The 20,577-nt window shown below is 44.5% G+C and carries 23 protein-coding genes; all 23 read right to left on the minus strand.

The window, feature by feature from the left end; genetic code table 11:
* Positions 1-10: 10 nt before the first annotated feature.
* The 23 genes from ABS301_RS09315 to ABS301_RS09425 all read right to left on the minus strand — a co-directional run bounded on the left by ABS301_RS09315 (position 11) and on the right by ABS301_RS09425 (position 20,357).
* Complete coding sequence (locus ABS301_RS09315; protein WP_349671962.1) at positions 11-1,561, minus strand: acetaldehyde dehydrogenase (acetylating); 1,551 nt, start codon at positions 1,559-1,561, stop codon at positions 11-13.
* A gap of 26 nt (positions 1,562-1,587) precedes the next feature.
* Positions 1,588-2,214, minus strand: coding sequence for a BMC domain-containing protein (locus tag ABS301_RS09320; protein ID WP_349671963.1), 627 nt, complete (start codon positions 2,212-2,214; stop codon positions 1,588-1,590).
* A gap of 8 nt (positions 2,215-2,222) precedes the next feature.
* Positions 2,223-2,852, minus strand: coding sequence for a EutQ-related cupin domain-containing protein (locus ABS301_RS09325; RefSeq protein ID WP_097003136.1), 630 nt, complete (start codon positions 2,850-2,852; stop codon positions 2,223-2,225).
* Positions 2,853-2,867: 15 nt separating this feature from the next.
* On the minus strand, positions 2,868-3,131 hold the full coding sequence (locus ABS301_RS09330; RefSeq protein WP_097003135.1) for a EutN/CcmL family microcompartment protein: 264 nt from the start codon (positions 3,129-3,131) through the stop codon (positions 2,868-2,870).
* Positions 3,125-3,430, minus strand: a complete 306-nt coding sequence (locus ABS301_RS09335; protein ID WP_349671964.1) for a BMC domain-containing protein — start codon at positions 3,428-3,430, stop codon at positions 3,125-3,127. Before ABS301_RS09335 ends, ABS301_RS09330 begins: the two co-directional genes overlap by 7 nt.
* A gap of 14 nt (positions 3,431-3,444) precedes the next feature.
* Positions 3,445-4,290: an ethanolamine utilization protein EutJ gene (eutJ, locus tag ABS301_RS09340; protein ID WP_277409521.1), complete on the minus strand. Its 846-nt coding sequence runs from the start codon at positions 4,288-4,290 to the stop codon at positions 3,445-3,447.
* Positions 4,272-4,895 (minus strand): hypothetical protein, encoded by a 624-nt coding sequence (locus ABS301_RS09345; protein WP_349671965.1) that lies wholly within the window; start codon positions 4,893-4,895, stop codon positions 4,272-4,274. Before ABS301_RS09345 ends, eutJ begins: the two co-directional genes overlap by 19 nt.
* Positions 4,895-6,031: a 1-propanol dehydrogenase PduQ gene (locus ABS301_RS09350; RefSeq protein WP_349671966.1), complete on the minus strand. Its 1,137-nt coding sequence runs from the start codon at positions 6,029-6,031 to the stop codon at positions 4,895-4,897. The genes ABS301_RS09345 and ABS301_RS09350 overlap by 1 nt, the downstream gene beginning before the upstream one ends.
* Positions 6,016-6,561: a EutP/PduV family microcompartment system protein gene (locus ABS301_RS09355; RefSeq protein ID WP_349671967.1), complete on the minus strand. Its 546-nt coding sequence runs from the start codon at positions 6,559-6,561 to the stop codon at positions 6,016-6,018. The genes ABS301_RS09350 and ABS301_RS09355 overlap by 16 nt, the downstream gene beginning before the upstream one ends.
* Positions 6,558-6,896, minus strand: a complete 339-nt coding sequence (locus ABS301_RS09360; RefSeq protein WP_349671968.1) for a BMC domain-containing protein — start codon at positions 6,894-6,896, stop codon at positions 6,558-6,560. Before ABS301_RS09360 ends, ABS301_RS09355 begins: the two co-directional genes overlap by 4 nt.
* Before the next feature lie 15 nt (positions 6,897-6,911).
* The gene (gene cutD, locus ABS301_RS09365) at positions 6,912-7,865 is read right to left on the minus strand and encodes a choline TMA-lyase-activating enzyme (protein WP_349671969.1); all 954 of its coding nucleotides are present in this window, start codon (positions 7,863-7,865) and stop codon (positions 6,912-6,914) included.
* Between the two features lie 22 nt (positions 7,866-7,887).
* Entirely contained in the window at positions 7,888-10,455 is a 2,568-nt protein-coding gene (gene cutC, locus ABS301_RS09370) for a choline trimethylamine-lyase (protein ID WP_349671970.1), read from the minus strand.
* A 9-nt stretch (positions 10,456-10,464) separates the two neighbouring features.
* The gene (locus ABS301_RS09375; protein WP_349671971.1) at positions 10,465-11,949 is read right to left on the minus strand and encodes an aldehyde dehydrogenase family protein; all 1,485 of its coding nucleotides are present in this window, start codon (positions 11,947-11,949) and stop codon (positions 10,465-10,467) included.
* 31 nt (positions 11,950-11,980) lie between these two features.
* Positions 11,981-12,286, minus strand: coding sequence for a BMC domain-containing protein (locus tag ABS301_RS09380; RefSeq protein WP_349671972.1), 306 nt, complete (start codon positions 12,284-12,286; stop codon positions 11,981-11,983).
* 17 nt (positions 12,287-12,303) lie between these two features.
* Entirely contained in the window at positions 12,304-12,600 is a 297-nt protein-coding gene (locus tag ABS301_RS09385) for a BMC domain-containing protein (RefSeq protein WP_349668033.1), read from the minus strand.
* A 20-nt stretch (positions 12,601-12,620) separates the two neighbouring features.
* Positions 12,621-12,902, minus strand: a complete 282-nt coding sequence (locus ABS301_RS09390) for a hypothetical protein (protein ID WP_349671973.1) — start codon at positions 12,900-12,902, stop codon at positions 12,621-12,623.
* A gap of 4 nt (positions 12,903-12,906) precedes the next feature.
* Positions 12,907-13,905 carry a DMT family transporter gene (locus ABS301_RS09395; RefSeq protein WP_349671974.1) on the minus strand — a complete coding sequence of 333 codons (999 nt, stop codon included), beginning with the start codon at positions 13,903-13,905 and terminating at the stop codon, positions 12,907-12,909.
* The gene (gene eutM, locus ABS301_RS09400; RefSeq protein ID WP_097003123.1) at positions 13,905-14,195 is read right to left on the minus strand and encodes an ethanolamine utilization microcompartment protein EutM; all 291 of its coding nucleotides are present in this window, start codon (positions 14,193-14,195) and stop codon (positions 13,905-13,907) included. The genes ABS301_RS09395 and eutM overlap by 1 nt, the downstream gene beginning before the upstream one ends.
* A gap of 3 nt (positions 14,196-14,198) precedes the next feature.
* On the minus strand, positions 14,199-15,158 hold the full coding sequence (locus ABS301_RS09405) for a DMT family transporter (RefSeq protein ID WP_349671975.1): 960 nt from the start codon (positions 15,156-15,158) through the stop codon (positions 14,199-14,201).
* Positions 15,159-15,502: 344 nt separating this feature from the next.
* On the minus strand, positions 15,503-16,336 hold the full coding sequence (locus ABS301_RS09410) for a MerR family transcriptional regulator (protein ID WP_349671976.1): 834 nt from the start codon (positions 16,334-16,336) through the stop codon (positions 15,503-15,505).
* A 202-nt stretch (positions 16,337-16,538) separates the two neighbouring features.
* Entirely contained in the window at positions 16,539-16,859 is a 321-nt protein-coding gene (gene trxA / locus ABS301_RS09415; protein WP_318066439.1) for a thioredoxin, read from the minus strand.
* A 185-nt stretch (positions 16,860-17,044) separates the two neighbouring features.
* Complete coding sequence (locus ABS301_RS09420; protein ID WP_349671977.1) at positions 17,045-18,202, minus strand: hypothetical protein; 1,158 nt, start codon at positions 18,200-18,202, stop codon at positions 17,045-17,047.
* Entirely contained in the window at positions 18,159-20,357 is a 2,199-nt protein-coding gene (locus ABS301_RS09425) for a YhgE/Pip family protein (protein WP_349671978.1), read from the minus strand. Before ABS301_RS09425 ends, ABS301_RS09420 begins: the two co-directional genes overlap by 44 nt.
* Positions 20,358-20,577 lie beyond the last annotated feature (220 nt).

Here is a 20,577-nt window from a genome sequence, read left to right on the forward strand (position 1 = left end):
TCAGTTCTGATTACTGGCCTTTCATAGCCAGAACAATTTCCTTTACAAGAGCCGCAAGCTTGTCATTGTCTTCGCAGCCGCTCTGGCAGGAAGCTGCCGGAGCACTTTCCTTTTTCTCAAAGGAAGCAACAAGCTCAGCAGGGCTTAAGCAGGAGGAAGCCTGTGATTTTTCTTTCCACATGAAAGTTGGGTCATCATCTACAATGGTTGAGCAGTCTTTTAAGCCGAATGCTACTGTCTTAACGTTGAGTAAATGTTTCGGGCTTACATTTTCAGAAACAGAGCTTCCGCCGCAGGTTCCGCAGCCTAATGTGAAGGCGATTGGAAGACCTGTGCTGATTCCGGTTCCGCCCTGGCTTCCGCCTGTGTTTACAAGAATTCTGGAAGCTGGTTTTGCTGCAAATTTTAATACCATATCTCTGTCCTGAGTATGAATGCTCATGGTATGTCCGATCCCGTTCTGTAACAGACGATAGCTTAAACCACATGCTTCTTCCCAGTCCTTAACGGTATAGAAACCAAGAACAGTTGTCAGCTTTTCATAGGATAACGGATATCCTTCGCCTACGCCTTCCTGTTTACCGATTAACACTCTTGTGCCTTCCGGAATGGTGATACCTGCTGCTGCAGCGATCACTTCAGGAGAACGTCCTACAAACTTCGCGTTCATGTTATGACCGTTTTTGAATAACAGATTGCAAACCTTGTCGGTTTCTTCTTTTGTCATGAAGTAGCCGCCCTGGCTCTTTAATTCTGCTACAACCTCTGCATGGTTGCTTTCTTCACAGATGATGGACTGCTCGGAAGCACAGATGGTACCGTAGTCAAATGTTTTGCTGGCCATAATGGTTCTTACTGCGTGTTTTACATCAGCAGTCTTTTCGATGTATGCCGGAGAGTTTCCTGCGCCTACGCCGATTGCTGGTTTTCCTGCGCTGTAAGCAGCTTTTACCATTCCAGGACCGCCAGTTGCGATGATAATGGAAACTTCCTTGCATTTCATCAGCTCATTGGTTGATCCCATGGAAGGCATGGTTACGCAGCTGATAATTCCCTCTGGTGCGCCAGCTGCAATTGCTGCTTCACACATAACCTCTGCTGCCTTCTGAGTACATTTTGCTGCAGATGGATGTGGGGAAAATACGATTGCATTTCCTGATTTAATTGCGATCATGGATTTGAAGAATACAGTAGAGGTTGGGTTTGTGGAAGGCACGATACCCATTACAAGTCCTACTGGCTCTGCTACGTCAAAGGTCTGCTTTGTGGTATCTTCACAAAGAATTCCTCTTGTCTTCATGTCCTTGATCTCTTCATATAAAAGTGTGGAAGCTGCATGGTTCTTATAAGCCTTATCCATCACTTTACCGAATCCTGTTTCTTCAACAGCCATCTGAGCCAGGCACAGGGAGTGCTCCTCGCCTGCCTTTGCCATGCTTTTTAAGATGACATCAATCTGTTCTGCTGTATATCCTGCAATTTTCTTTGCTGCCGCTTCGCCGTTTCTGGCTAAATCCCTTGCTTCCTGGATGGAACGCAAATCATAATCAAAATTTTCCATGTTCCGTATCTCCTCTTCTAAAAATCTTAATCATTTTGTCCGTAATACTTCCTGAATTCTTCCAGCAGCAGGGTTTTATTTGCCTTTGAAATCTCTCTTCCAGCTATGCTGAATTCGGGATATTCCCGGGCAAGCGTCCTAAGCTCTGTTACCTTCATATCTTCAAGTATCTTCATGGTCTCAGTAAGACCGTCCTGGTGCATCCATAAATCAATGGTCTCTCTCTTTATGGTATCCACCAGCTCTGTCTCTGAGTTTGGTTCTTCGTCTGTTATCTGAGCAGATGATTCAACTGTCTCTTCGACTGGTACGGCTGCCTCTTCTTCCGGTTCCATGGTAATCTCCGGTACTGGTGCCTTCTCCGGTTCATCTGGAGTGTTGCCGCCGATGACAGCTGCAAGTTCCTCATGAGGCCTTGGAATCACATGGCGTGTGATTAATGCGGCACTGTTAATTCGCTCCACTGCCGCCGCTCCGGCCTCAACCGCTGCCTTCACTGCCGCCACATCGCCGGTCACCGTAACAGTAATGAGACCTCCGCCAACTTTGGTTTTCTCTACCAGAGACACATCCGCTGCCTTTAACATGGCATCGGCAGCTTCAATTGCCACCAGCACACCTTTTGTTTCTATAAAGCCAAGTGCCTGCATCATTTACCTCCTTAAACCAAGTCAGCCCAGTTAGCCGGATAGGTTGAGTAGAATACTCTTGCCTTGTCCGGAGAACCCCAGATTACCTTTGATCCTGACGGTACAAAGAGCACATCTCCGGCTTTTGCCGTAAAGGTCTTTCCGTCAATGGTCACAGTTAAGGTTCCTTCGATTACATAGTCGATTTCTTCATAGGTCAGTTCCCACTCAAATTCAGAATGGTCAATTACCAGGAAACCGGCACTCATTTTTGACTCTTCTTTGCTTACAAGCTCCTGATAATAAGCTTTTACATTTGGATCACCTGTATCGAATACATCCATCTTTACAGAACTTCCGCGAACAACCTTTAAACCGTTGCCATGGCTCTCTGACTCATATGGTTTTAAAATGTCATTTAACATTCCCTTCTCCATAAGAGCCTTCAGTACCATATAAATTTTCTCGCTGTCAATATCCATTCCTGCAAACGCTCCTTTCGCTTCTGCCTTCTCTTCTGCTTTGTCGCAGAAGGTGATTCCGTAAGCATCTGCTGCATCCTTTGCTGACGGTGTGATAATGCTTCCGCTCTCTACGTGAAATACACTCTTGCCTTCTGCATGCAATGTTTCCACGTCTTTTGCGCATATCAACTGCTTCATATGATCACTTCCCTTCTATATAAACTGGCAGTCTTCATCAATAATTCCAATTACTACGGCATCAACGGGAATCTCATCGTTTCCCAGCATGCGTCTGGCTGAAGAGCCGGTGGAAATGATCACGCGGTCACCGATTCCGGCGCTGATGATGTCTGCTACAATCAGCCGTTCACCTTCCCGTGTACCACCAATGATCTCGGCAAGCATAAACTTATAACCGTTTAAAGACTCTGCCTTTCTGGTCGCCCAGATATTGTCAATCAGTCTTGCTGCTACCATTCTATCCCGCCTCTCTTCTCTCTCAGTCTGATTTCTTCCATCGCTGCCTCTACCGATGCCGTATCTCCAAAAATCGCTAGCATGATCATGTTCTGTGGGCAGCTACCCTTGATATCTTCTACTGTAACACCCACGGCTTTTTCTGCCACATCGGCGGCACATACCATTTCGATAATCCGTCCCTGAACGAGACCAATGGCATCCACCTTTCCGATGGGAGTGGAAGCTCCTGAGCCTTTTCTGCGGTTTAAAATATCAACGGTTCCAGGTGACGGTGATTTAATAATCCGATATTCCATACGTCCACTTCCTTTTAATCCATTTCCTCCTGAGTACAGGAGAATGCGATTCCCAGAGGAGTTACAAACATGGGGTTGTCCGGTTTACGTGTATGGATCCCAGTCTGCTTCTCAATAATTGTTTCGATTCCTGCTAAACAGCAGGTACCGCCTACTAAATAAATTTCATCTACGTCATATCCTTTGATGTGGCGGTTAATGATGGAGGCTACCTTTTCGATTACCGGCTTTAATACCGGAAGCAGCTCTTTGTGGTTTTCTTCTTTTCGCTTATAAAGCTCTGCTTCTGAAAAAGAGAGGTTATAAGCTCCGGATACAACCAGGGAAAAATGAGTTCCTCCCGTGGGCTCATCAGCTACGTAAACTACTTTTCCATCTTTTAAAATAGAAATTCCAGTCGTTCCGCCGCCGATATCCACCACTGCGCCGTTTTGTATCTTTAGCACTGCATTTGCTGCCGTTGGTTCATCAAGAAGGGCAGTGATTTCAAATCCGGCTCCCTGCACCACATTCTTGATTGCTCCTCCGTCCAGTGAATCGGTCCCCGGAGGAATGGCTGCAGCTGCATAAAGCAGTTCCGTATCCAGCTTTTCCTCCAGTTCTGCCTTTAACTCACGAACGATCCGGATGGCGCCGATGTAATCGACTACCATTCCGTCACGGACTACATCCGCATACCGGTAAGCGCCGGCCACTGGCCTGAAATTTTCATCAAGCACAGCCACTACCACGCACGCTGTTCCTAAATCCACCCCCGTATAATAAACGGAGGAACGTTCTCTGACAGGATTTTTTACCACTGCTTCAAACTGGCTTACCAGTTCGTTACAGCTATCAAATGTTATTTCTTTCTTTGACATGCATTTCCTCCATACAACAGGCAGATCATCTGGGATAAGCGGTTAATAACCGGGTTGAAATTCTTTTCTCCTGCTTCTGCCGCAAGTTCCCGAACGCAGCAGCGCAGACGGTGTAACAGGACTATTTCTCTTCCTTTTTCGGATTGGGCATGAAAGCCGGTGATCTCAAAACAGTCAGAGTATGGTTCGTTTTGGTTTTCCTTATTAAATCCGGTGCAGGACTCAAATGGATTTATGTCGCCCGAAGCACCTTTCCCCACGAAAGATAACTTCCGCTCTAAATCAAATACCTGCTCTGCTAACAGCACGTCCCTGTCTAATAAGGAAATTCCGGCTTCCAGAAACTGTGCCTTTAAGGTTTCCAGTTTTAATAAGAAACGGTCGGGCGCAGGCTCTGTAACTGTAACTGGTGTCTCTATAATCACTTCTGCAGGTTTTGATAGTTTGCGTTTTGCCGTCAGGGGATCATCACAAAATGATATCTTCTTATCTAATAAAAACTGACGCGCTCCTGGTGTAAGCTTTGCCTGTGCAGGAAGATCATAAGAGGCAAAGGGTTCTCTTCTGAATAAAATTCTCAAATCTTCTTCGGTGATGAATTTCATTAATAGCCCCCCTTACAAAGCTTACGGTAAATTGTTTCGATCTCTTCTACCGTAGGCACTCTTGGGTTGGTCAATGTGCAGTTATCCTGAAGTGCTTTCTCTGCCATTTCCCGTACAGCCTGTTCGAATTCGTCTTTGTCCACGTTTAAATCGGTGATCTGCTGAGGTATTTTAATCTTACTCATAAGATTCTTAATGTGACGCACCAGGCCGTGTACCGTGGCTTTCTCTGTTCCTGCTGCAATGCCAAGCATGTTGGCAATCGCAACATATCTGCTGCATGCTGCAAAATCTCCCGCTTCCTCTAAGCCAGCGTTATAGCTGATTACATGATGAAGCAGTATTGCATTGCTTCTTCCATGCGGAATGTGGAAACGGGCTCCCAGTGCATGTGCCATACTATGGCAAAGTCCTAAAGATGCACCGTTAAAAGCAACTCCTGCCAGACAGGAAGCATTGTGCATGTGAGTTCTTGCCTCCATGTCACTTCCTTCTTCCACGGTACGTGCCAGATAGCTCCATACCAGTCTGACTGCCTTTTCCGCACATGCATCAGTAAAATCACCTGCATTGGTTGAAACATAGGCTTCTAACGCATGGGTTAAAACATCCATACCGGTATCTGCCGTAATATGAGGCGGTACTGACACTGTAAATCGGGGATCAAGGAATGCCGCATCCGGTACCATGCTGTCGGAGCGCAGAGGATATTTCGCCTGAGCTTCCGGATCAGAAATAACGGAAAAATTAGTTACTTCACTTCCGGTTCCGCTGGTGGTTGGAACTGCAATTAAATTCAGCTTGTCATTTCCCATCTGTGTGTAAATGTGGCTGGCAGCCTTCGCGGTATCGATGGCAGAACCTCCGCCTAAAGCGATTACCGTATCCGGTCCAAAACCTTTCATTCCACCGATTGCCTTTGATACAACGGCGATCGTAGGATCAGGCACTACTTCTGAGAAAACTTCAAAGCTGCTTCCTTTTTCTGTCAGCAGGTCTGTAATTAAATTCACCTTACCGGACTGAGCCATAAAGGGATCACAGATGATATAAGCTTTTTCTATAGAAAGTTCCTTGATTTTTTCCAGACAGGAAGATCCCATATATACCTTTGTGTTCATTACAAATTGCTCCACGTTACATTTCCCTCCTTTCCTAGAATATTGCCCACGCTTTCCGGGCATTGAGGTATACCCGAAGGGGTATTTCCTAGAATATTGCCCACGCTTTCCGGGCTTTTTATAACTTCCATCAACTCATCAATTCCCGTACGGTCCGATAGGTTGATGTGAATGCAGGGGGTTGAAATCCCTGTTTTCTTTAACTGACGGATACACCAGCCGTCATTCTCCGGCTTTTTTCCGTTTCCCGTAATAACTCCGATTACCGGCACCCGGAATGCTTTTGCAAATCCCGGAGGATAACTTTCCCGGCATGAGGACTGGTCTACCAGCATCAGTACAAGGGAGGCGTCCTGAGCTGCCGCGATGATGTGTTTGTGCATCCAGGGACTTTCTAAATAAACTCCCGGTACATCTAAGGTTTTCTCCCCATATACCATGTTCTGTGTCCGTTTGACAGGACCGTCTAAACCATTGATTGCGGCTGCAAGGGCAGTTTTTCCGCTGCCGCCCGGTCCGATGATCATGATTCTCTTTTTTCTCATGTTTTGGTTATATCCGGCACGGTAAATCCAAGTACGCGCCGTAAGGTTTCACACACTGCCCGAAGGCTTGTCTCCACACTGTCCACGTCTCCTGCGATGATGACGGAGCCGGTGAAACGGTCCAAAAATCCCACTGAAACACTGGCTGCCTTCGCCGCAATATCAGCAGCAATGATGGAGGTTTCAAAAGGGGACAGGGTTAAAATTCCGATGGCTCCAAGCTCATCGATACCCAGACACTCATATACCTCCGGTATTGGCGAAGCGATTACATGAGCGATGGTAACCTGCTTGCCGGGAACGGATTCTTCTATGACTCGCTGTATCTCTGACACGGCGCTCTCCCCTTTCTAGTGCTTCACCACAGTAACCGGGAACTGATACTCATTCATCCAGCCTTCGATACGGTCTAAATCCTCCGCACTTAAGCTTGGATCTCCATCAATTGGATATTCCATATCCAGCTGGTTATATTTGTTTACTCCCAGCTTGTGATAAGGAAGTAAGTCAATTCCCTTAAAGTTTTTGTAATCACGGAACGGCATTAAGAATTGTATCACTGCATCAATTTCTTCCCGGCTGTCGTTGATTCCCTTTAACATTGGCATACGAACCTTTACGTTGTAACGGCGGTGAAGCAGTTCTTTTAAATTGATTAAGATCTGTTCATTGTTTACGCCGGCCAGTTCATTGTGGCGAACCGGATCCATATGCTTGATGTCATAAAGGAATAAATCCACATATTCTGCGATCTGTAAAATCGTTTCGGTTTTTGTGTAACCACAGGTTTCAATGGCTGTGTTAATGCCTTCCCTCTTGCATGCCATCAAAAGATTTAAGGCAGCCTCAGGCTGAGCCGTCACTTCACCGCCGCCTAATGTCACACCGCCACCGGATATATCATAAAATGCGGCATCTTCCTCTACGATTTTTAACAGCTCGGAAATTGTCTTAACCTCTCCGGCAATGGAAAGCGCTGAATTGGGGCAGACATTCTTACATTTCATGCAGCCGATACAATCCTTATCCCGTCTGATTTCATGTTTTCCGGTCTCTTTGGACATCACATGGATTCCTACGGGGCAAACGCTTTCGCATGCCCCGCAGTCTGTACAGGAATTCTGCTTAAACATCACCTGGAATTTCCGTACCAGTCCTTCCGGATTGGCACACCATTTACACCGGAGCGGGCAGCCTTTAAAGAATACCAGGGTTCTGATTCCCGGTCCGTCATACATGTTGTACTTCTGTACGTTAAAGATCAGCGCCTTACGTTCAATATCTCCTGTATTTCCATGGTCCATTGTGATTGTTCTCCGTTTTCTTTTAGAAATGTGTCAACATGGTTCTGCTGATGATCTCATCCTGTACATCCTTGCACAGCTCTACGAAGAATGCGCTGTATCCTGCTACGCGGACGATTAAGTCACGGTAAAGTTCCGGATGTTTCTGAGCCTCGATCAGTGTGTTGTTATCTAAGTAGTTAAACTGCATCTCGCCGTTTCCGAACATGCATGCGGTACGAAGAAGAGTAATTAAACTTTCTTCTCCTTCCGGTGTATCAAGAAGTCCGGCCATGATCTTAAAGTTGTGTACCATACCGATGTTCATGGTGTCGTTCGCCATCTTGGATACAGACTTGATGATCGCTGTCGGGCCCTTGAAGTCAGCGCCCTGGGTTGGGCTGATACCATCGGATAATGGCAGCCATGCATGACGTCCGTTAGCGGTTGCGCCTGTTAACTGACCGAATGGTGTGTTGTTGGAAATAGATAATGTTCCGTGGCTTAATACAGAGTATAAGGTCTTATACTGTCTGTGCTCATGCTCGGTAAAGTCAACTAAATCTGCAGCAATTAAATCTGCATAATCATCGTCATTTCCGTATTTTGGTGCATTGAGGCAATCGGTGCGGATCTGATCATAGCCCACAAAGTCAGCCTTTAATGCTTCATTTAACTGTGCAAGTGTATATTTCTTATCATCAAATACCAGCTTTTTAATTGCTGCCATGGAATCTGCATAGGTTGCAAGTCCTGACCATACAACTCCAGGTCCGAAGTTATACATCGCTCCGCCTGCAGATACGTCTTTTGCTTTTTCCATACAGCCTTCGTACATAATGGACATCAGTGGCTTTGGAGCAAGCTCTCTGTGAATACGCTGAGAGATAACGGTTGCAACAGAAGACCATTTTGTAATGTACTTAATTTCTTCCTTAACAGCTGCTTCAAACTCTTCATAAGTCTTAAAGCTGTTGATGTCACCCATATCAGGACAAACCTGTTTGCCATACCATAACGGTACACCTTTGTTTAATACAAGCTCGATACAGATTGGCCACTGAGTATAAGCAGTTGAAGTCCACTGATACAGACGTCCTGATTTCTGAGGCTCAACACAGCCCATCAGACAGTAGTCACGTGCATCTTCAATGGAAACGCCCTTTGCAAGCATCATCTTGATGTGTGCGTCGTCAAAGTGGCAGGCAGGGAATCCCATACCGGAACGAACAACATCTACGATTTTCTTTAAGTACTGCTTCGGGGACTTATTGTGAATACGGCATGCAAGAGATGGCTGATAAATCTTTACATGACGGACAGCATCCATAAGAAGGTATGTTAAGTCATTGGTTGCATCCATTCCGCTTCTTGTTACACCACCTACGCACATATTAACGAATGGCTGGTAACCTGCGAAGAATTTAGAACCGCCTTCGCTGGTGATCCACATCATCTCAGACATCTTAATAAGCATACAGCCTGAAAGCTCAAATGCCTGGAAATCATTCATACGGCCGGATTCGATATCAGCTTTGTAGTAAGGGTACATATACTGGTCTACACGTCCGATGGACATACCAGTCTGGTTCTCTTCTACTACGAGCAGAGACTCGATGGTCCATACAGACTGAATTGCTTCCCAGTATGTTCTTGGCTTGTGAGCCGGAACGTATGCATTTACTTCAGCAATCTTTAAAAGCTCATCTTTACGCTTTGGATTGGTTTCTTTTGCAGCAAGTTCTTTTGCATACTCAGAAATTCTCTTAGCGTATATCATAACGCCTTCTGTGGTATCAATGATGGACTTGTAGAAGTAGATCTTCTCAATGTCATCTGGATTCTCATATTTTAATTCTTTTAAATGATCCTTTGCTTCCTGCTGGATATCAAGCATACCCTTGTTCATTAAGATTACGTCATAACCAGGGTTGGAGTCACCGCCGCCGTTTACTGCATGATAGGAACAGTCAGAAACGAAGGATTCGCCGGATAATTCCCAAACACCAGCTTCACGATACTGATCTTCGCAGTACTCATCAACGGATTTGCCCTCCCAGTATGGGAAAAGCTCCTCTCTCATGATCTTCTTGTCTTCATCAGAGATATAGAATGGATCCTGAGGACGGCTTCCGATGGTATCGATTTCATCCTTCATCCATCTCCATGCGATATCAGGAGAGAAAGCACCTGCACGTGGAGCGCCGTTTGGAGCACCTACGATCAGCTCGTTATCCTGAATTACAAGGGGAGCTGTTTCGCAGCAGTAACGGAAACATTTTGCACGAAGCATGATCTTTGGCATACCTGGATTTTCTGCAGCAATCTTTGTGATCGCGCGGGCACGGTATGTTGTAATGGTTGGCCTGTGTGTTAAGTAGTTATCTTTTAATTTCTGAAGTCTTGTTGTAATACCGTCAGGAATGGTTGTGCCCTCCTCGGCGTATACTGCAGCTGCTGCCTTTGCAGGCTCGTTTTTATTGATTTCGTCAGAAACAGTTTCAAACATCTTCATCAGGGAAGCTCTTTCTTCTGGTGTCATGTTTTTCGTTGCTTCTACAAATTTATTAGAAAATTCACGAATATCCAATCTGTTTACCCTCTCTTTCAATTATTTCTCTTACAGTTCCTTTGATAATGCCTCTAATATCTGCTTTAAAAGTTCTTTTGCATCTCCATGCTGACTGGCAGGTGCCGCAGCCTGGGGGCAGGAACACAATTCTGTTTTTGCATTTTCCAGATATTCATCGGCTTTTCTCACTCCATATCCGACCTTCCGGATATAGATGAAATTCATGGGGGAAACATTATCCGATGTAATACCGGCTCCGGCTGTGATACTTCCCAGTGTCATTGCAGGGAATAAATTAGTGGTCATTCCCATGCTGCCTAATGTGGCAGGGGTATTGACAAGCACTCTTCCAACCGGTTTTTTCAAAGCGAACTGGCGGATTACTTCTTCGTCTCTGGAATGGATTACCAGAGTGTGGCCATGGCTTTCATTTACCAGGAGACTCATACATTTCTCGCAGGCATGCATCCAGTCGTTTTCGATGTAGTAGGCAAGTACGGGACAGAGAAGCTCTTTTGCAAATGGGTTTCTGTCAGAAATATATTTCTGCTGAGAAACCAGAACACTTGTGTTCTCCGGTACTGTAAAACCTGCACGTCTGGCAAGTTCTATGGCCGGTCTTCCCATAATCTCCGTATCTGCATTTCCATGTTCCAGGTTGAGAAGATCAATTAACTGCTTTTCCTCTTCCCCGTTCATGAAATACGCACCGTTCTTCAACATTTCTGCTTTTACTTCTGCTGCGATTAAGCTGTCCACTACCACATACTGTTCTGCTGCAGATACAATTCCGTAATCAAAGGTACGGCTTACGATAATATCTTCAACCGCCTGTTTTAAATCAGCTGTCCGCTCTATAAATACAGGACCGTTTCCGGTGCCTCCGTAGATGTAGGGCTTTCCGCTTTGTGCTGCCTCACGGTTTAATTCCGGCACTCCGGTATTCACCACCATGGCTGCTGCGGGATGATGAATCAGTTCCAAAGCTCCTGCCTTCGTTACCGTCTTTAAATATCCGATGGCTCCTTCCGGAAGTCCGAAGCGGAGACCGACTTCCTTCATACAGTCAAGAAGCCTGCCTGTCACCTTTACCGCCCGCTCATGAGGAGCGATGACGATGGGGTTTCCGGATTTCACTGCAATCAGTATGTTATAAATTGCAGTGGAGACCGGGCTTACAGAAGGAGTAAGTGCAGCGATGACTCCCACCGGAACGCCTACGTCCATGGTTTTACGTACAGGGTCTTCATTTAAAACGCCCACACATTTCATATCACGTAAGTGCTTCGGCAGAAATTCGCAGACAAAGGTGTCTTTTACAAGCTTGTCTTTTGCGCGTCCGTAGCCTGTTTCTTCTGCGGACATCACGGCCAGTTCTTCTGCCAGCTCCTTTGCTGCATTTGCAAGACCTTCGACGATCGTATCAAGCTTTTCCTGGGGGAAGGTGAGCATGGTCTTACCGGCGTCTCTTGCGCTTTCCATTAAAATCCTTGCCTCCTGTATGGAGAGAAGGTCTTTATCTACAAAATTCATTTCTCTGTTCTCCCTTCAACCGGGATACGTTTTATTCCTGCTCCGGCGCAGCGATTGCATATCTCCTGATGATCTTTACAAGATCCGGATGAGGTCTTGGGATTACAACACAGCTGTAAATCTCAGCGCCCATATCGCTTACTGCTTTCACTCCTGCATCAACTGCAGTCTTGCAGGCTCCTACATCTCCGCGCACCAGAACGGAAATATATCCGGAAGCTACGTTCTCATAACCAACAAGTTCAACATCTGCAGCCTTACACATTGCATCAGCTGCTTCTAATGCGAATACCAAACCAAATGTTTCAATTGAGCCGATGGCTTCATATCTTTCCATATACTGTTTTCCTCTCTTTACGCGTCAATATCATGTACTGATACAATGTCGCCGACTTCTTTGATGGGTCTTGGCATTACATTATGTGCAGTCAGTTTGCCAATGGCTGCTGCTGCTTCTGCGCCTGCATCTACGGCGGCACGTACGGCTGCCACATCACCCTTTACCATAATGGTTACCAGGGTAGAGCCTACGTTTTCATAGGAAATCAATTCTACATCTGCTGCTTTTAACATCTTATCTGCTGCTTCCAGAGCCGGGGTTAATCCAAGAGTCTCTACCAGCCCTAATGCTTCATCTCCGTAATATCTCACCTTCGTAAACCTCCTGAAATTTATTTGCGGTATTTCTTGTCTACGTACTTGTCTACGGTTGCCTTGCCATCGTCATTAATTGAATAACGCATGCGCAGATCACCCTTCTCATCTAAATCATAGCTTTGTAAGCTAACCAGTCCGTTTGCCTCTAAGGACATAACGTGATCCATATAACGATCTTTTGTAAACTGACGTTCACTGCCGTACTCTGACTTTAAAGCTCCCATTATCTGAGCGATGTCAGCACTTTCTACTCCGTATAAATAATTTAAAACCGCTGTTCTTGCAGGTAATAACATGTTTTTATTCCCCTTTCCTGAATAAATCCAGTGGATTCATGGTAACTACAATCGCACCTAATACGATTACGATAGAGCCGATGACAATCGTAGGGGTAACTGCCTGTCCCAGAAACAGGATACAGAAGAAAACGCCCCAGAACGCATATGTTACATTTAAGGACATACCAATTGCACAACCAACCGTAGAGTTGCTCTTATACCAGCAAAGGAAAGATACTGCTGCGCTTAAGCCTGCAACTGCCAGCCAGATAACCGGAATTCCTGCTGTTAAAGTTCCGCCTAAAAGTCCTAAGCCTCCAACGATAGGAAGAATTACGAATAAGTCTATAACACCGGAGATGAGCTGACGTAAGTTTACAGCAACATCAGTGTCGATCATAGCTCCGCCGTAGGTAGAGAATACACCTTCCAGCGCCCAGCAGATCGCTGCAACGAAGGAGAAGATAATTCCCAGAGTGAAGTTATCACTGCCTTCCGGCTTGGTCCAGTTGATGATGATGGCACCAGCCACACATACAAGCATACCAACCATAACTCTTTTTGTAATTTTCTGTTTTAAGAAGATCCAGGCAAAAATTGCACCAAACAAGCTGCATAATGCGGAGATCGGGATTGCGTAAGCTCCTGCCATGGCAAGACCAACCAGATAAGCGCCGTTTGCAATAGGTCCTCCAAGAATGGATCCGATTACAATCATTTTTCCAGGGAATGTATTAAGACTTCTGCCCATCTCACGGAGACGGCCGCTCTTTGCATTGTATGCAGTCAGCCAGATTCCTGCGAAAAGGTCATTTAAGCCGGATAATACATATGGTCCTGCTAAAAGACCTGCTGCGCTGGCAAGAGGTTCATAGTAACCGGCTACCAGTACAAGAACTGTATAAATTCCGTAGGTAAGTCCGGATAATGCACCGGTTGTCATTCCAGTTGTCCTGAATTTTTTGTTAATAGCTGCCATTTTCGCATCCGCAGATGCTGATGTCATTCCTTGGTTACCCATTACTTAATCTCCTTTTTATCCTTCGGAAGAATTGTCTCAACTTCTGCATGTGGACGTGGAATCACATGTACAGATACCAGTTCGCCAACTCTCTGTGCTGCTGCTGCGCCTGCATCAGTAGCTGCTTTCACTGCGCCTACATCACCTCTTACCATAACGGTAACAAGTCCGCCGCCTACAAATTCTTTTCCAACAAGTGTTACATTTGCTGCTTTTACCATAGCGTCTGCAGCTTCAATTGAGCCGATTAAACCTTTTGTTTCGATCATTCCTAATGCATCATATTTCATTGTTTAGTCCTCCTTTTTATTTAGCAATTCAAATGGGTCAACGGATACCAATACAGCTCCGATGATAATGATAATAGAACCAATGATAATGGTGGGGGTTACTGGCTGTTTGATAAACAGGATACAAAACAGCACGCCCCAGAACGCGTAGGTGATGTTCAGTGACATTCCCATGGCACAGCCTACTGTGCTGTTTGACTTATACCAGCAGAGATAGGAGATTGCCGCACAGAGACCGGATACGATCAGCCATGCAATGGGAGGCAGGGAAAAGAGTGTGCCTTTTAAAAGTCCCATACCGCCTACGATAGGCAGAATTACAATTAAATCTACAATTCCGGATAAAAGCTGACGGATATTGATTACTACATCTGTGTCAAGCATTGCACTTCCGTAAGCTGCAAATACGCCTTCCAGCGCCCAGCCAACTGCTGCTACAAAGGCACAAATGATACCGAGAGTAAAGTTGGCGCTGCCTTCTGGTTTTACCCAGTTAATAACGATTGCCCCAACAACACAGATCAGCATACCAAGACCAACTCTGGGTACGATTTTCTGTTTTAAGAAGATCCGTGCAAATAATGCTCCGAAAAGAATGTACATGGCAGAAATCGGGATTGCATAAGCTCCTGCCATTGCCAGGCCCATTAAGTATGCACCGCTGGCAATTGGTCCTCCTACAAGGGAACCGAGTAAAATGATTTTGCCAGGAAACAGTTTTAAGCTTCTTCCGATCTCACGTATTCTTCCGGTCTTTATGTTGTACACAGTAAGCCAGATCCCGGCAAATAAGTCATTGAGACCAGATGTTACGTAGGGAGCAGCAAAAAGCCCAACTGCCCCGGCAAGTGGTTTGTAGTATCCGGCGATCAGTACAAAGGTGGTGTATAACCCGTACATGAGACCGGATATCAAACCGGTTGTAACGCCAATTCGTTTAAATTTCTTTCGCGCTTCCGTCATTTAAGTTTCCTTCCCCATCTGAATAGTGCACAAAATTTAAGTTGCCCTGTTGCTTTTTCTTTCACGTTCAGCTGAAAACGTTTAGAAAATGCACGACGCCTGTTAATGTTACTAATTTTCTACTGGCTGCCTGCATTTTTCTATGCATTTAGTATAGGACTTCCCCCTATGGGGAATGTCAACCGATTTTTTTTTATTTTTACACCAGTTTAAATGGTAATTTTTACCCTGATGCTCCACACATAAAAAAGGCTCTCCTGAAACAGAAATTTTTACTCATTTCTGTTCCAAAAGAACCTGTAAGATTACCTTTTTTAACCGTTGGGACTGCGATTCATGCTCCCTTACTGGCGGTAAACCGGGACAATCACTTCTGTTACAAACTCTTCCGGGTTCCTGGTTGTCCAGTAATCCACTACATAACGCTCAAAGCTTTCTTTCCCACACTGATATCCCCGCTTGGCTGCCCAGCTTACAATCCGCTCGTATTCTTCGTCTATGGTCTCATGTTTTCCAATATGATACACGGAAGCAACCATGATACCTCCATAAGTCTGGCGGTTTAAGTATTCCTTGCAGGGGTGAATGGCTTTCTGCATAATGGTTGCAGCATTGCATCTGCCTTTCATCTTATCCTCGAAGGAGTCAAACTTAAGAATTACAGGGCCTGTAATCTCATTCTCAGCCTTTTCAAGATGATTGGTCCATTCAATATTAATAATAGATTCCATATAATTGTATCCAAAACTCTGTTTCAGGCTACAAAATGTGGACTCCGGAAGAAATCTCACTGATACCTCATGTACATTGTTCTGGAGCACCATCTTGGCTTCCTGAATCAGCTCGTACCAATCCTTAACGGCCACATAGCTGTTGTGAATCTGCTGCTCCTGGAGACAGAGCTGGTCGATTTTGTTGCGGAAATTCTGTTCCAGATAGTAGTAGGTATTGCCCTCAACAAGCCCCTGCATCTCTTCCAGCTTAAATCCCATCTGCTTGTAATACTTTACAACAGGTACGGTCATAAGTGTTTCTTTGTTGTAATAGCGGTAGCTGTTCTCCTTACAGATCATATCTGGTGATATGATTCCGATCTTGTCATAAAAACGCAGAGCCTTTGTTGAAATGTTGCAGATCTTACTCACTTCCCCTATTGAGTACAGTTTTCTTTCTTCCATGTAAACCCCCATAAGCACTGGCATTGTCTATGTGTTCCGTGTTCGATTTACTCATTTTATCATTCGTACTATATACAGATAGAACCAGTATAATCCTTCCCGTATAGGGGAATGTCAATACCTACTTATTTGTTATTTCTTTTCATAAAAAAACCACAGGTTCCTCCTTTCACCGGATTGACCTGTGGTTTTATGAGTCTGATTATTTTACCTGCTCTACCATCTGCAGAATGTCTTTCTTGGATTTCACTCCTACAGAAGTTGCCGCCAGTTTACCGCCCTTGAAAATTCCTACCGTAGGAATGCTCATAACCTTAAACTGTCCGGCAAGATCCGGCTCATTGTCCACATCAACTTTACCAACCTTTAAACCGGAATGATTCTCAGATGCAATCTCATCAAGAACCGGTGCAAACATCTTACATGGACCGCACCAGGTTGCCCAGAAATCCACCAGCACTACATCGTCGGTTTTTAAAACCTCTTCATCAAAGTTCTGCTTTGTTAATGTTACGATTGACATATGTTACTCCTCCTTCATTCTATCTCTTATTTCAGGGAAATTGCTTTATTCCATTAGTCTTATCATTATTTCATGGATTATGCCCTGTTATGTACAGGACTGTATATCCTCTAAATTTCTCTTACTTTGTTTTGTTACTGTTATTATAAAAGTTACAGTTGTATTTGTCAATAGAATTTTGCAATTTATTCTACATCCAATCCCAATACTTTTATCATTGCCAGAAACTTATCCTTTATTTCTGACAAGCTGACAGTCTCTTCTCCTTCTGTAGTAAGTTTTTCCTGATCCAGTACTCCGGCTGAAATTCTTCCGCCCTCGTATCCGCCGCTCAGCTTAAGTCTGAGATTTAAGTCCTTCTTATTGTATATAATATTCAGCTCTTTTATCTGAAAGGCACGTTTTTTATCATCACCATTTCCAAAATACACCGTGGTGTCAAAACTGATTTCGCCTTCTGTTCCGGTTATTTGACCGGATAAAAGTGCTCCCTGATTTTCTACTCTTTGAAATCCAACATAGGCCAGTTCCGGTATAATAACCTGTGAAATGGAGAGATCTTTGCGTATGGAAAAGAGAACTTCCTGATTTTCCCCTACTGTCCTTCGTTCTTTCAAAAGTTTCGCCCAGCTTTTTGGCTCCCTTCCGGGAATTTCCTCCATCAGCTCACCTGTCTCCTGCAAAATGGAGTCAAACTGTTTTGCCGGAACCAGCGCCCGTATGGTAACACCGTTTTTATCTCTTCCGGTAAACTCAACCCGGCTCTTACCTACCACATCAATGATATGGTCTTCCAGCTGTTTTAAGCGATTTTCCAGCTTCTCCTTTTTCTCTGGTACAGGGGATACTCCAATCTGATCCTTAACATCAGCCTGTGTTGTCTTAACCAGTGCCGCAGAGATCTGGGGCACATGGATCACCACCCGGTCAGGATCTGCCCAATATTGTGCTCCCTCCCGAATCGCGCCAAGAAAATATACGTCTACTTTACCCTGGGCAAATGTATTCTCAAGATTTCGCTGTTCTGTGACGGAAACGCCAAGCCCTCCAGGCAGAATCAGTACTGACTTTCCATTTAGGTAAGCTTCGTCTGCAACCAGTTTGAAGGAATCCTCATACGCGTTTCCATCTCCCTTTTCACTTCCCCAAAGCTCCTTTAGCATGCCCTGTGTCTGAAGCGCAGAGCGGCCAAGATAAAACCTGGCATAATAGATAGGAAGATAATGCCAGCCTACTGCTGCAAGAACAATCACAGCCACTGCGATACCTGCTGCCCAAATAATCGGTTTCTTCTTATTTTTACATGATGCCGGTCTGGCTGAGCTTTTCTTCAAAAAATTCATTAAGTTCAAGCACCTTCTTCCTTAATACAATTCCCACCAACAGGGACAGCGGAATATACACCAGAGCATTTCTGATGTCAATCCAGTAAGCATTTTCATAAAGTCCTGCCACACATTCCCTCATGGCATTAATTAAGTGAGTGAACGGAAGCAGGGGGTTTACCATCTGAAAGAATTTCGGTGTTACCTGAATGGGGAACGTACCTCCAGATCCAGCTACCTGTATAACCATAAATACAACAACGATGGCTTTTCCTACGTCTCCAAAAGACACCGTCATGGAGTACGTTATATTAGTAAAAATGATGCTTGCAATCACCGCGGCCAGCACAAATTTACCCGGTTCTAAGCACTGAATCTTCAGCATGTAAAGATCGCCCAGGGAAACAACCAGTGCCTGAAAAATTCCCAGAAGCATAAATGTGAGGTATCTGCCGAAATACGTTTCATACAGCTTCAGTCCCTCTGCCCGTGAAGGCTCCACTTTTGTTTTCAATAATGCCACCAGGATCAGGCCTCCAACCCAAATAGCAAGTATGGTATAAAATGGTGCCATGGCTGAACCATAATTTTCTACCGGATATATTTTGTTTGTCTGCATATCCGTAGGTTTCATCATAAAGTCGCTGAATCGTTCCGGATCATTCTTCATAATGTCCATTATTTTGTTCAGCTGCTTATTATCTGCAATTTTATTCACGTCATCAATCATATCATCAACACGTTCCTGACTCTTATTAATCAGATTCAGGGAACTGTCCAAAGCTTCAATGAGACTTTGAGATGAAGTATTGACGCTGGTAAGCGTGGTATCAATCTGTCCTACCAGGTTCCCAATGCTGCCAAGGGCTCCTGCAGTGGTTCCCAGGGCTTCATAGGTTTTATCCAGACTGTCTTTTAAAGGCACCTCAACCTTTCCTTTGTAAAAATTATTAATATCAGAGATTGTGTTATATGCCAGAGACAGACTGTCCCCGATATCATCTTTCATATCACTTGGTAATCTTCTCGTCTCTTTTACCGTTTTTTCAGCTGACTGAAGCTTTACCAAAAGATCCTGCTGCTGTTTCACTGCAGCGCCTAACTCCTGCTGGATCTGAGTTATATCTGTTAATTTGACAGGTAGCTTGGTATTGATATCATTTAAAAGCTTACCGAAGCTGTTTAACTGGGTGATCATCGCCGAAGTCATACTTTCCATGGCTTTTAAGGTATTGATTGCTGCATCGGCTGATGTATCTGATATATTACCAAGCACATTAAATGTTTCATATACTGTTTCTTCTGTCTTGGTAATCTGATCCAGCGTATCATCCACTCCTTGCGTTACAATATCTGACATTCCTCTTGTGGAATCAACCAGAGTCCTGGCACTTTGGGCGGTATCTTCTCCCGAAGTTATCATCCTGGTTACATCGGGCAGGGTACCTTTCACTCCGTCATTTAAGCTGTTTACCGTACGAAGAGTACCTTTTAGTATACCAATGGTATCTGTAAGCTGATTAAGACTGTCTTTGATCTCATTCAGGGAGCTGATGGCATCCCCTCTGTCTGTATCTTTCTTGGTGCTCCAGTCATCGGAATATCCGTTCACAAGTTTACCCATCACTTTGGATGACGAACTGATAAATGTTTCATTGATCTGCTGCTGTACGCTGGCTACGCCCTTATCAGTGATCTTCGTTGCAACAGCATTCTTTTTTTCATTTACATAATATTGTAAAACCGGCCGTTCAATATGGGATGTCAGTACGCTTGATATCTTTGTACTGAAGTCTTCCGGTACAATCACTGCGGCATAGTATTTCCCGGACTCCACCCCATCCATGGCATCGTCCTTATCCACAAACTGCCAGCCAATTTTATCATTTTTTCTAAGTTCATCCAGGATCATCTCACCAATATTAATGGCTGAATCATCAATATCAGAATCAAAAATGCTGTCAATGGATGCACCTTCATCCAAATTGACAACTGCCACCTTTAATCCCTTGGTATTTGCATAGGGATCCCAGCTTGCAGCTATATTAAACCAGGCATATAATGCAGGTAACAGGGTCAGTCCAAAGGCGATCAACGTTGCTACTGGGTTGGAAAATATATGCTTTAAGTCTCCCACGAATATTTTAAGTATGTTTTTTACATGTTTTATCATGCTTACCTCCCTTGTAATGGATTTATAAATATGAAGTGAATAGCTATGTATTATAATATTTTATTGCACCAAATGCAATGTCTTATTCTGTTAAAGAATTTTCTTAATTATTATTAACCGGAATACCAATATTATTAAATGGAGCATTCTCTGTACCAGTGACAAAAAGGGGCTGTGAAATAAGTCTCTACGAAAAAGGAGGATTCTCTTCTGAGCGATA

It is taken from the genome of Lacrimispora sp., assembly GCF_031982545.1.
Classification (GTDB): Bacteria; Bacillota; Clostridia; order Lachnospirales; family Lachnospiraceae; genus Lacrimispora.